This window comes from Streptomyces subrutilus (genome assembly GCF_001746425.1).
GTDB lineage: Bacteria > Actinomycetota > Actinomycetes > Streptomycetales > Streptomycetaceae > Streptomyces > Streptomyces subrutilus_A.
This window is the reverse complement of sequence record NZ_MEHK01000001.1, coordinates 499719-512167: the sequence shown is the minus strand read 5'-3', so window position 1 is coordinate 512167 and position 12449 is coordinate 499719. Positions and strand designations below refer to the sequence as shown.

Annotated in this window: 7 protein-coding genes; 4 read left to right on the top strand and 3 right to left on the bottom strand. The window is 70.7% G+C overall.

What is annotated here, in order from left to right; all coding sequences use genetic code 11:
• Positions 1-31 precede the first annotated feature (31 nt).
• The 3 genes from BGK67_RS03215 (at position 32) to BGK67_RS03205 (ending at position 6202) form a co-directional block, all read left to right on the top strand.
• Complete coding sequence (locus BGK67_RS03215; protein WP_069918456.1) at positions 32-1519, top strand: APC family permease; 1488 nt, start codon at positions 32-34, stop codon at positions 1517-1519.
• A gap of 172 nt (positions 1520-1691) precedes the next feature.
• On the top strand, positions 1692-3350 hold the full coding sequence (locus BGK67_RS03210; RefSeq protein WP_069918455.1) for an amidohydrolase: 1659 nt from the start codon (positions 1692-1694) through the stop codon (positions 3348-3350).
• Between the two features lie 410 nt (positions 3351-3760).
• Positions 3761-6202: a YfhO family protein gene (locus BGK67_RS03205; protein WP_107488757.1), complete on the top strand. Its 2442-nt coding sequence runs from the start codon at positions 3761-3763 to the stop codon at positions 6200-6202.
• An 88-nt stretch (positions 6203-6290) separates the two neighbouring features.
• On the opposite strand, the gene BGK67_RS03200 is transcribed toward BGK67_RS03205, so the two are convergent.
• Positions 6291-8444, bottom strand: a complete 2154-nt coding sequence (locus tag BGK67_RS03200; protein WP_069918454.1) for a PIG-L family deacetylase — start codon at positions 8442-8444, stop codon at positions 6291-6293.
• 800 nt (positions 8445-9244) lie between these two features.
• Between BGK67_RS03200 and BGK67_RS03195 the strand changes: the two genes are divergently transcribed.
• A complete protein-coding gene (locus BGK67_RS03195; protein WP_432215506.1) occupies positions 9245-10303 on the top strand; it encodes a PucR family transcriptional regulator in 1059 nt (352 codons plus the stop codon).
• Positions 10304-10551: 248 nt separating this feature from the next.
• Here BGK67_RS03195 and BGK67_RS35910 read toward each other — a convergent pair whose 3' ends face one another.
• Together BGK67_RS35910 and nhaA are read right to left on the bottom strand one after the other, a co-directional pair.
• Entirely contained in the window at positions 10552-10719 is a 168-nt protein-coding gene (locus BGK67_RS35910; RefSeq protein ID WP_079153981.1) for a PGPGW domain-containing protein, read from the bottom strand.
• A 271-nt stretch (positions 10720-10990) separates the two neighbouring features.
• Positions 10991-12301, bottom strand: coding sequence for a Na+/H+ antiporter NhaA (nhaA, locus tag BGK67_RS03190; RefSeq protein WP_069918452.1), 1311 nt, complete (start codon positions 12299-12301; stop codon positions 10991-10993).
• Positions 12302-12449: the final 148 nt, after the last annotated feature.

Here is a 12449-nt window from a genome sequence, read left to right as displayed (position 1 = left end):
GCGGGGCACCCAGAACCGAGGAGTGCTGCTCATGGACCAGGGAAGACCCGCCACCGGTGAGGCGCCCGTCGCCGCGTTCCGCAAGACCCTCAGCACCCGGCACGGCGTGGTCATCGCGCTGGCCAACATCAGCCCCACCGTGAGCGTCGGCATCGGCCTCGCCTTCCTCGCCGCACTCGCCGGCACCGCGATGCCCGCCGCCTTCCTGCTCGCCGCCCTGCCGATCCTGGCCGTCTCCGGGGGCTACGCCCGGCTCGCCGCCCGCGACCCCAACTGCGGCACGGCGTACGTCTGGGTGCGCCGAGCGCTCGGGCCGTGGACCGGCTACCTCACGGGGTGGACATCGGTCGCCACCAACATCCTGTTCCTGTCTTACGCGGGCCAGCTCACCGGGCAGTTCACCCTCGGCCTGCTCGCCGAGGCCGGCGTCAGGGCCGTCTCCCCGGACGACCCCCTCGCAGTCACCCTCACCGGCCTGGTGTGGAGCGGCCTGATCGTGCTGAGCGCGCTGCGGGGAGTGAAGGGCGCCACCGCCGTTCAGAGCCTGCTGCTCGGCATCTCCGCGGTCGTGGTCACCGCCATCGTGATCACCGCCTTCGCCCGGGGCGACGCGGCCCCCGTTTCCGCCTCGTGGTTCTCGCCGTTCGCGTTCCCCGACACTCTCACCCTGCTCGGAGCGACCGTGATGGCGGCGTACATGTTCTGGGGGTGGGAGAGCGCCTTCTCGGTGGTGGAGGAGTCCACGTCGGTCCGCTCCCCGGGCCGGGCGGGAATCATCGCGATCCTGGTCACCACCGGGTTCTTCCTCTTCTCGGCCACGGGCTTCCTGCACGCGTTGAAGCCCGAACAGCTCGCGGATCCGCTGTCCGGTGTCACCGAACTGGCCCGCACCTTCTACGGGACCACCGGCGCGACGGCCGCCCTCGCCGCGATGCTCTTCGCCACCGTGGCCTGCATGCAGTCGAGCGTCATCGCGGGAGCCCGGCTCACGCTCGCCATGGGCCGCGACGGTGTCCTGGGCACGAGCTGGACCCGGCTGCATCCCGCCTGGGGCACGCCGGTCACCTCCACCGTGCGGATCGCGGTCCTCGCCGTCGGAGTATCGCTCGCGGGGCTCGCGGTCGGCTCGCTGTCCGAAGTGGTCGTCGCCGTGGTCAACTCGGTCGGCATCCTGGTCTCGCTGATGTACGGGGTCGGCGGCATCGCCTGCGTCGTCACCTTCCGCCACGAACTGCGCGGCCGCATCCGCGACGCGCTCGTCGTGGGCTTGCTGCCGCTGCTCGGCGGTGTCGCCCTGCTGCTGCTCGGCGGCCTCGTGGCCTATCAACAGTGGACGTCAGTGGACCACTTGGCCTTCGACGCGGAGAACGGGCGCTTCCTCACCGTACTGCCCATGACCGTCATCGCCCTCGGCGTTCCCGCAGCCCTGTGGACCCGCTACCGGCGCAGGGCCGCCTACTTCACGCAGCCGCCGGCTCCGCTCGCGCCCGCCCCCGCACCGGTCCCCGCAGGAAGCTGACCACCACGCCGAGACCACCACGCCGCACAGACTGACCACCACGCCCCACGGGCGAACGCTCACCCGCCCGGCCCGCCCACCAGACCTCACCCCTCTCCCTCACCGCGTCGCCCTCTCCCCTCTCCGCCTGCCACCCGTACCTCACCAACCTGCCACCCACCGGAGCCCGCATATGCGTCACGCAGACCTCGTCCTCCTCAACGGCACCATCTGGACGGCCTCCCCGGTGCGCCACCGGACATCGGCGCTGGCCGTCACGGGCGGCCGGATCACCGCCCTCGGCACCGACCGGGAGATCCGCGAACACATCGGTCCGCGAACCGAAGTAACCGATCTCGAGGGCCGGTTCGTGCAACCCGGCTTCACCGACGCGCACGTACACCCGGTGATCGCCGGTATCGGCATGCTCGGCTGCGATCTGAGCCCGGGGCGTACCGCCCGTGAGTACCGTGAAACGATCGCCGCCTACGCCGCCGCCCATCCCGAGGCCGCCTGGATCCAGGGCAGCGGGTGGTCCTTCGACGCGTTTCCCGGAGGCCTGCCCCACCGCGACGAGCTCGACGCCATCCTCCCCGACCGGCCCGCCTACTTCCCGGTCCGCGACGGACACTCCGCGTGGGTCAACTCACGCGCCCTCGCCCTGGCCGGACTCGACCGGCACGCACCCGATCCCGCGGACGGCCGCATCGAACGCGACGCCGCAGGCGAACCCACCGGCGTACTGCACGAGGGCGCCATGGCGTTGGTCGGGACGCTCGCGCCCGCTCCCTCGGCGGCCGAGGCCCGCGCCGGGCTCCTGGCCGCCCAGGAACTGCTGCACTCGCTCGGGATCACCGGCTGGCAGGACGCCCTCGTCGGCGCGTACGCGGGCTTCCCGGATCCGCTCGACACGTACCTCGCCTGCGACGCCGACGGCTCGCTGACCGCGCGGGTACGCGGAGCGCTCTGGTGGGAGCGGGACCAGGACCTCAGCCAGCTCGACTCGCTGCTCGCCCGCCGTGAGAAGGCCGCCCAGGGCCGGCGCTTCACTGCCGGCAGCGTCAAGATCATGCAGGACGGGGTGGTGGAGAACTTCTCCGCCGCCATGCTCGAGCCCTACTTGGACTCCTGCGGCTGCCCGGGCGACAACGCCGGAATCTCCATGGTCCACCCCGCCGTGCTCCGCGAGGCCGTGATCGCCCTCGACGGGCACGGCTTCCAGATCCACTTCCATGCTCTCGGTGACCGGGCGGTCCGCGAGGCGCTGAACTCGCTCGAGGCGGCCGTGGCCGTGCACGGCCACACCGGCCTGCGCCACCATCTGGCCCATCTCCAGGTGGTGCACCCCGACGACATCCCGCGTTTCCGCACCCTGCGCGCCGCCGCGAACATGCAGCCGCTGTGGGCAGCGCACGAACCCGCGATGGACGAGCTGACGTTGCCCTTCCTCGGCGAGGAACGCGGCCGGCGCCAATATCCGTTCGGCGCCCTGCACGCGGCTGGTGCGGTGCTCGCGGCGGGCAGCGACTGGTTCGTCTCGAGTCCGGACCCCTGGCACGGCATCCACGTCGCCGTCAACCGCCAGGTGTGGGCCGAAGAACTCGGCGAACCGGATCTGCGGCCCCCGTTCCTGCCCGAGCAGCGGCTCGCCCTCACCGACGCCCTCACCGCGTACACGGCCGGCTCGGCATGGGTGAACCACCAGGACGAGGCCGGTGTGATCGCCGTCGGCCGGCTCGCCGACCTCGCGGTCCTGGACCGCGACCCCTTCGCCGTCGCCCCCGCCGAGCTGCACGCGGTGCGGACCGTGGAGACATACGTCGGGGGTGTACGGGTCTACAGCGCAGGGTAGGGCGACGAGCTCCACCCCGCGCCTGACGGCCGGCGGCCGGCGGCGAGCGGTCGTCAGCCGCCGGCCGCCGGCCGCCGGCCGCCGGCCGCCTGGCGCTGGACGTGGCCCGCCTGGAGGCGGACCGGCAGTCCCCGACGGCGAGCCTCTTGCCGTAGCGGAGTGCCACGAACAGTGGCTCTCGCGTGGCAGCCGTGAATGGCCCGTCTTAGTCTCGTTCCGCATGCTCGCACGGGACGGATCGTGAGGTGGTTGGGCTAGTGAGAGGTCCGCGGGTCGATCGGTCGAGTGCGCTCCGCGAGGAGACCTCCGGGCGCGTTCTGTCAGCCTCCCCCAAGGCACTTTCCAGGGTCCGCCAAACAAGCCGCATCACCCATGAGGCCCGGGCCGCCTGGTTCGCCGCGCTCCTCTCCATGGGCGCCTACTGTCTCGCGATGGCCGTGCACGGCACGTACCCCTTCGGCGGGCGGTCGCGTGCGGTCAACGATCTCGGCAACCAGCTCGTGCCGTTCCACGCCCGCTTGTGGGATCTGATGCACGGCAACACCACCGGTGATCTGTATTTCAACTGGTCCAGTGGATACGGCACGCCGTTCCTGGGTGACTTCTTCACCTACCTGATGAACCCGTTCTCCTGGCTCGTCGGGGGCTTCCCGCGCCACCTCGTGGAACTTCCGGTCTTCCTCGTCACCCTGTTCAGCATCGGCCTTGCCTCAGGCCTGATGACCCTCTTCCTGGGCCGACTGCACCCGGGCTCCCCATGGCTGCGAGCCCTTCTCTCCGTCTGTTTCGGTCTCAGCGCCTGGACGATCTCCGACGGTTTCGCAGACCCCATGTGGATGTGGGGACTGGTCGCGTTCCCACTTCTCGGGATCGCCTACGACTGGTGCCTGCACCGGCGGCGCTGGGTCGCCGGCACCCTTCTCGTCACCCTCTCCTGGGCGGGCAACTTCTACATCGCGGCGATGGCCACCATGGGCATGGCCCTGGTCCTCCTCGTGCGTCTGCTCGTCGACGCGCGGGCGGGCCGGGAGCGGCTGAACACCTTGCTGCGCGCAGCGGCCATGACCCTGTCCGGCGTCCTTCTTGCCGCGCCCGTACTCACGGTCAGCCTCAAGGCGAGCCGGGCCTCGCAGCCGGCGCCGGTGAGGGCCTACCAAGGACCACCCACCATCGCCGACTACCTGGCTCAGCTGTTGCCCGGAGGGCTGTCCGAGGGGCCGCGTGTCTCCGTGGGCATGCTGCCCCTGCTGCTCGTCGCCACTTTGCCCTTCGTCCGCCGGGTGCCACTCAGGGAACGTTGCGGCTGGCTCTTCCTCATCGCTGTCATGGCCGGTTCGTTCGTTTGGCTGCCCACGATCTTGCTCTGGCACGGACAGGCGATGCCGAACGGCAGCCCCTACCGCGCCTCCGTCGCCTTGACCGCCGTCCTGGTATCCGCTGCCTGGCTGGCACTCGCCCGTGAACCCGGCCGCAGGGAACTGCTGTGCGGGGCGGGCGTCGTGCTCCTCCTGGTCCTGTTCGTCCGGAACAGCCCTCACATGAGCCGAGGACCGTGGTTGCTGGTCGCCGCCGGCCTTGTTCCCCTGGCACTGCTGCTGACGCTGGACCGGTACCGGGGGCGTCGCGGATCGCGCGCCATGCTGACCGCGGCCTTGGCCGGCACGGTCTTCCTCACCTCCGCCTACACCGTCTTCAACACCACGGTCATCCGAGACGCCTACGACTGGTGGGCGCCCAAGCGCACCTACGACAGCGAGTCCCTGGCCACGTACGAACTCCTCAAGTCGGCCGATGACTGGCCGGCCACCCGCACGGACCCGGGGCCCCACGAGTACGCCAACAACGACCCCATGCTGCTGGCCGGACAGGGAGGTTCCTACTACAGCAGTTACGTGCCCGCCCGCACCGCTGGAGCATTGCACCGGCTCGGTGCGGGCTGGTACATCCAAGGCCGGCACACACTGAGCTTCACCGACCCGGTCAGTCGGGCGATCATGGGAATCAGCAGTTATCTCGACCGGAGCACGGGCCCCCGCGGCCTCACACGGCGAACGGTGCCGGCACCACCGATCGTGACCGTCCGCCCTCCCGGCACGATCCTCGACCGCGCCGCCACAGACGCCACCGTCTTCGCCCGCCAGGAGCGCGTGCTCGGCGCCCGCGTCTACGAGGTGCCCCGCCTCCGTCCCTCAGACGGCTCTCCCCCCGCACCCGTCGCCGGGCGCGGCTGGGCGTTGGTCGCGCACCCGGAAGGCGGCTTCGTCCGTACGTTCACCGCGCTCTGCAGACCAGGCACTGAGGCGTACTGGTACGCGCCGTGGTTCTTCGGCCGGGTCGAGGCACAAGGCCGAACCGTCAAGAGCTTCGGACGCCCCGCCATGACGAGCAATGGTCTGACCGCTTTGGGGAAGGTACCGGCGAACGGAACGATCCCCGTGACGGTCGTCTCGGGGCGCGGGCAGTACCTTCCCCAGAACCCGCTCGGCTGCCTGGACCGGACCTCACTCGACCAGGCCGTCAGCCACCTCCAGTCCACTGGACCGCAGCAGGTCCGCGCCGGCGGTCACGCCATCGAAGCCCGCTTCACCTCCGGGACAAGGGGAACCGCAGTCGTCTCCGTACCCGCCGCCTCCGGCTGGCAGTGCGCGGTCGACGGGGCCCGGGCCGCCACACCACGCACACTCGGTGGCCTGATCGCCGTGGACCTGGGCGACGGCGCCACCACGCTCCGGTGCACCTTCCGCCCGCCGGGCCTGCGGCTCGGCCTGGCACTCAGCGCCGCTGCCGCGGCCACCGTGCTGCTCGTGGCAGGCGCGGGCCTGCTGCGCACCCGCCGCAGGGCGCCGAGGTGAGTGACCGCTGGCACCGGGGAGGGAGGCGGCGCCGGCGGGACACGTCCACGCGCGAGACACGCTCAGGGACAGGAACCGCTGATGCCTGTCAGTCGCGGACCGCGCGGTGCCACATGGAGCGGGGGCTCGGGGCATCAGGGCGCACGGTGACCGCCGGTCTCGTGGTGACGTGCAGATCGGCGTCCAGACCGAGGACCGCCATCGAGGCGGGGCCGGCCGCCTCCACCAAGCCCGCCGGAGCGCCCGAGTAGAGCATCCGGGACTCACTCCAGACCGGCGAACCGCCCGTGCCCGCGTTGCTGACCGAGCCCGCCGCGCTCGCCACGTCCGGGGTGCGGACCGTGCCCGCCGCACTGGTCATGTCCGCCGTACTGACCGTGCCCGCACTCCCGCGGCCTGCGAGCAGGGGGCCCGCGACACTCACTGCGCCGTAGCCGGCCCTGCCGCCCGCTTCGGCGACCGGGGAGAGACCCGGTCCCGGCGTGCCCGCCGTGGCCAGGGTGGTACGGACCACACCCGAGCCGGGGCCGCGGAAGAACAGCCGGACCCCCTCACCCTCGGGGGACACCGACAACGGGACCGTGGTCGGCGGCAGCTCGGTGGGCAAGGGGCCCTCGAGCGGAGAGTCCGGGGTCTGCTGGATCCAGGCCAGCACGGTCGTGCCGGTGGCCACGTATACGTGGCGCCTGCCCGCCGCATCGATCGCGGTCGCGGGCTCGCCCTGGAGACCGGCGCCGCCCAGCGCCTGCCATGCGCCGAACGAGCCGTTCGGCGCTGCCTGGGCGCGGGCGCGCAGCGTGCGTTTCGAGTCGCGCACGTACACGGATATTCGGCCCGTCCGGTCCACCGCGACCGAAGGCCCACTGATCGCCGAGGTACCCGCAGCGTCCGTCACCTCGGGAGTGCCCAGCGTCTGCCACGGGCCGAACGCTCCGTTGGGCGAGGCCTGGAGGCTGTACACGATGTCACGACCGTAGTCCTGCGCAGTGGCGCCCAACGTCGTACGCGTGCCGAACACCGCGATCCTGCCGTCGGGCAGCCGAGCCGCCGTCGCGCCCGTGTCCATGCCGGTGCCGGGGAGAAGCTCGGGCCCCTGCCACTTCGCCCCTGGGGCGCTGCGGGACCAGTACGCCATCCGCCCGTCCAGGACTGCGAAGGCCCACAACCGGCCTGACGCGCCTTCGGCCATCCACGAGGTGCTGTCACCGCGGCTGTAACGGATGCTCTCGCTCCAGCGGTAACCGGCGGGCCGGGCAGCCGTCTTGCGATCGCCGCATCCTGCGGGGCTACCGCACCAGTCCTGGTGGTCCACCCAGGCGTAGGTCTCAAGGTAGCGGAGCTTCTCCTCGGCCGTCCGCGGGTCGAGCGTCGAGGGGAGGGAGGTGTTGTGGTAGCCACTGTAGTTCTGGACCGAGAAGTGCGGCCGGTCTGTCGACCGCGCGTAGCGCTCGGTGGCTGCCTGGATGAAGCGGGCACCGTACATGTGGTCCTGGTGGTCGATGAATGTGCCACCACTCTCTTCCGACACGCCGGGCGTCGGGTCCTGCAGCCGTATCGTGGTCGGCTTGTACCGCTCAAGCACCTGGGCCACGGTGCGTACGACCTGGTCCTTGGTATAGGAGAACGACTGCTTGACCGGCGTCCCGGAGGTCAGTTGAGCCCCCAGGGCGGCCGTCTTCCCGTCCCACAGACCCCGCAGGCTGTCCGGGTTCTCGCCGCTGATGCTGCGCGCCTCGCGCAGCTGCAGCCATACCAGGTTGATCTGCGGCTTGGCGACGAGGACGTCCACCTGCGCGAACCCGCCGCCGGCCGTGGGCAGGGACTTCCGCACCCAAGGACTCGTGCGGTCACCGGTGGCCATCTGCGCGTAGGCGCCTCGGATGCCGTTCTGCCGGGCCTCCGCGTACGAGGCGCGATCGGCGGGTTGCACGGGATCCTTCAGGTGCCGGCCGCGAGCCTCGTTCCGGCCGTCGGACTCACCGGAGGTGAGGTAGGCGGTCGTCACCTTGGTACCCGCCCGTACAGAGCGGCTCAGGTCCGGGTTCATGAAGAAGAGGTCGTCATCCGGGTGCGCGACGACATGGAGCACGGAGGCCTCGGTCACGCTCGCGCGGGCGACCGTCTTTCCCGCGCCGGACGGCACCACTGTCCCGTGGCCGTAGGCGACGGCTATCGCTCCGCCGGTAGCAGCGCAGAGCGCGATGAGCAGTGCTGCGAGACGGATGCTGCGGAGGAGGGACATCGGCGCGCCTTGAGGGTCGATCCAGCGGCGAATTCCGCCGAGCAGGTGGGGCCGATGCATCTACGGGAAGATGGTTCACCGTGTTTGCGGAATCGCTGCTTCCGGTGGCGACCCGGGCATGATTATGCACTTGCTTATGTGGCTGACCCACCGTCAAGTCGCATATGTAGTAGAAGGATAATGATGCGGCGCTTGATGGTAAATTAGGGCCATTGGTGAGGATGGGGGAGTTTGACCGATTTTGGCGGGAATTTCCCCACCTCAACGCGTCGGCGACGCGACCGAGTGAAGCGGACCGGGAGGCGCCGTAGAAGGCGTGGTGGCGGCGTGGTGGGACGCGGCGCTACTCAAGGGGGAGGGTGGGATCCGGTCTTGATCGTCTCCTGGGATCGGAGCTCCTCAGGCACCTCGGGCCGGCCCTGACGCTGAATTTGTGGCGCAAGTCACCGCAAGTTCGCATCCCGCATCCGTCGTTTGCGGGAGCGGCTTTCAGCAGGGCCATTGCCGCCGAACAGGACATAAGGGGTATGGGTGGCGTGGCCTGGTGGGCGGCTCCGTCCGTGCTGGGTTGAACCGCGCCGCGGAGTGTCGGGGGTGCACGCGGTCCCCGAAGGCCGGGGGAGGGCGTAGCCCTCGCACAGGCCATTGCCGCCGGCCGATCCGGTCCGTGGACGGTGGGGGCCGACCGCCGCCGCACGCGTGAGGCCCTCGCGTGGAAGTACCGCCCGTTCTGGGCGTGCCACCCTGGTCCCCGGGTCAGGAGGGGCGCCACGGGGCGCCATGATCGGGGGAGAGCCGTGATCGACCGGGCAGCGCTGGACGAGCATGTGGCGGGGTATGCCGAGATCTTGCTGAGCGCCGGCGCCACCGGCCGTCGACTGACGCGTGACGAGTTGGAGTCACGCAAGGAGCACGGGCAGCGAGCTGCCGAGGCGGGCCTTGCGCTGCGCGGGCTCATCCGGCTCCACCTGGCCGTGGCGCGAGAAACACTCTCGGAGCTTCCCCAGGGGAGGGGTGTTGCCTTGCTGGCATCCGTCGAGCAGGCGGTGGACGCCTTTGCCGAGGGCTACGAGCGCTCCCAGCAGCACGCGGTCCGCCGAGAGGAAGCCGCACGCAGGGAGTTCATCGACGATCTGTTGTACGGGCGCAGTGATCTGGGCAGGCTCGCGGAGCGGGCCGTGCGGTTCGGTCTGAGCCTGTCGCAGGCCCACGCGGTCGCCGTGGCCACCGGTCCCGAGCCGTACGGCGACGGCTACCCGGTGGCCCGCGGCATCGAGACGGCGGTCCTTTCCCGCTTCGCGGGCCGGCAGATCCTGCTGACCACCAAGGACGGGCGGCTGATCTGTGTCGCCCCCGGGGACCAGCCGGAAGTCCTGGCCTACTTCGCCAAGCAGGCGTACGCGGCCACCGACGGCGGCCGGGTCGCCATAGGCCGCTCCCACCTCGGAGCCGGGGGAGTCGTCCACTCCTACGAGGAGGCACTCAACGCCCTCGACCTCGCGGATCGGATGGAACTGGACGAGCCTGTGCTGCACGCGGCGGACCTGCTCGTCTACCCGGTGCTCACGCGCGACCGACAGGCGATGGCCGACCTGGTGGAGAGCATGCTGGGCCCACTGCGCAAGGGGCGGGGCGGAGCTCAGCTCTTCATCGACACCCTGGCCGCCTACTTCGACAGCGGCTGCGTGGCGACCGAGGCTGCACGCCGCCTGTCCCTGAGCGTTCGGGCGCTGACCTATCGGCTGGAGCGCATCCACAGTCTGACCGGGGCAGACCCGGCCGACCCACGCACGCGCTACACACTTCAGACCGCGGTCATCGGCGCCCGCCTGCTGGGCTGGCCCGGGCAGGAGGAGTGAGCACCGGTATCAGCGGGCGGGTCGGGAGGCGCGGCGCTCACGAAGGAAGCAGTGGAGGCGGGCCAACGCCCCCCACCACAGGGCGACCGAGACACCGTCCGTGAGCCGGTGGCACATCCGCAGATCGGCTCTGCCGCTTCGTGGATGAGGGGCCGTCCTGCTTTCGGGAGGCCACGTTTCCCGGTCCGCTCCCAGCTCATGGCCCTCAGGGTCCTGTCGTATGAGGGACGGGGTAAGGGCGGCGCTGTTTACCAGCGGGCGTCCGCGGCAGTCAGGACGAGGCCGGTGACGAGGACAGCCAGGCCGAACACGAGGACGGGGAAACCGGGGCCGGGCAGGAAGTACATCGCTACCCCGGCCAGGGTGCAGGGCGCGCCGAGGGCGACCATCACCCTGCCGATCCGTCCTTCTGACACGGGTTTGCTCCTTGCTGTGCTGTTGTGTGCGACGGGACAGGGCGCGGGGGGAGCGGACGGCCAGACCGGTCCCGGCAGACCTCTCAGCCGCCTCTTGCCGCCCTGCGACCAGGCCGATCACGATGCCGGGGAATTCGGGGCCGGTGAATTGCTCGGTCAGGGCCCGAGCCGGAGGCGCTCCCCCGGCCGACGAAGAGCGCGAACGAAGGCACGGCAACGCCTGCGGGTCACAAACGGACCACGTGTGCGACGGCGTCGAGCGGCTCGCTCGTCAGCCCCGCTCGCGGGGAGTGGTTTCCGCTTCGCGCTGGTAGATGTCGGGGATGCCGTCAGCATCGGCGTCGATGTTCTCTTCCTCGTACAGGCGCTTGTAGAGGGTGTTGCGTCGCCGCAGCAGTACGGCCGCGAGGACGGCGGCGGTGAGGGAGGCGAAGAGGACGGCGGCCTTGACGTGCTCGCCGACTTCTTGGCCGGGGAAGGCGAGTTCGCCGATGAGGAGGGCGACGGTGAAGCCGATCCCGGCCAGGACGGACAGGCCGAGGACGTCGGCCCAGGCAAGGTCGGGGTTGAGCTGGGCCTTGGTGAATCGGGCGGCGAGGTAGGTCCCGAGGAAGATGCCCAGGACCTTGCCGACGACGAGTCCGATGACGACGCCGAGCGGCTCGGGAGTGGTGAACACGGCGGCCAGCGCCGGTCCGGAGATGCTGACGCCCGCCGCGAACAGGGCGAAGAGCGGAACGGCGACACCCGCGGAGAAGGGGTGCATGAGGTGGGAGACGCGGGCGGCGGGGGACGCGTCCTCGCCCTTGTCGCGGGTGGTGCGCAGGATGAGGCCCATGGCGACGCCGGCGACGGTGGCATGGACGCCGCCGTTGTACATGAGGGCCCAGATGGCGATGCCGAGCGGTACGTACCACCACCAGCCGCGGACCCGGTGGCGCTGGAGGAGGTAGAAGACGGCGAGGCCGGCGAAGGCTCCGCCGAGCGCCCAGAGGTTCAGGTCGCTGGTGAAGAAGACGGCGATGATCAGGATCGCGCCGAGGTCGTCGACGACGGCGAGGGTGAGGAGGAAGGCCCGCAGGGCGGAGGGCAGGTGGGTGGAGATGACGGCGAGGACGGCGAGTGCGAAGGCGATGTCGGTGGCCATGGGGACGGCCCAGCCGTCCATGCTGCCGCCGCCGAGGCCGGCGGTGAGCGCGTAAAGGCCCGCCGGCACGACCATGCCGCAGACGGCGGCGATGACGGGCAGGGCGGCTGTGGCCGGGGTGCGCAGTTCACCGACGACGAGTTCGCGCTTGAGTTCGATGCCGGCGACCAGAAAGAAGATCGCGAGGAGGCCGTCGGCGGTCCAGTGCCCGACGGACAGGTCGAGGCCGAGCGCGGGTATGCCGAAGTGGAAGTCGCGGATCGACTCGTACACGCTGCTGAACGGGGTGTTGGCCCAGATCAGTGCGATAACGGCGGCGGCGAGGAGGACCATTCCGCCGACCGTCTCGGTGCGCAGGGCGGAGGCGATGGCCTGGCGTTCGGGCCAGGGCATGAGCCCGAACACGATGCGGGGGCGCGGACGTGGGTCGCTCATGGTGATGGCCTTCCGGGGCGTCGGCTGAAAATGGGCACACGGCCCCTACATCGCCGACCAGACTTCCCGGCACACCGCGCGTCTCCGGCAGCTCGGCTGCCTCGTTGACGCGTTCTTTACACCCTATGGGAGATGTCGGGATACCGCC

Bases quoted from the DNA above. Each gene is read 5' to 3' on its own strand.
- BGK67_RS03210 (WP_069918455.1), top strand. From the start codon at position 1,692: ATGCGTCACGCAGACCTCGTCCTCCTCAACGGCACCATCTGGACGGCC.
- nhaA (WP_069918452.1), bottom strand. From the start codon at position 12,301: ATGAGCGACCCACGTCCGCGCCCCCGCATCGTGTTCGGGCTCATGCCC.
- BGK67_RS03205 (WP_107488757.1), top strand. From the start codon at position 3,761: ATGGGCGCCTACTGTCTCGCGATGGCCGTGCACGGCACGTACCCCTTC.
- BGK67_RS03200 (WP_069918454.1), bottom strand. From the start codon at position 8,444: ATGTCCCTCCTCCGCAGCATCCGTCTCGCAGCACTGCTCATCGCGCTC.
- BGK67_RS03215 (WP_069918456.1), top strand. From the start codon at position 32: ATGGACCAGGGAAGACCCGCCACCGGTGAGGCGCCCGTCGCCGCGTTC.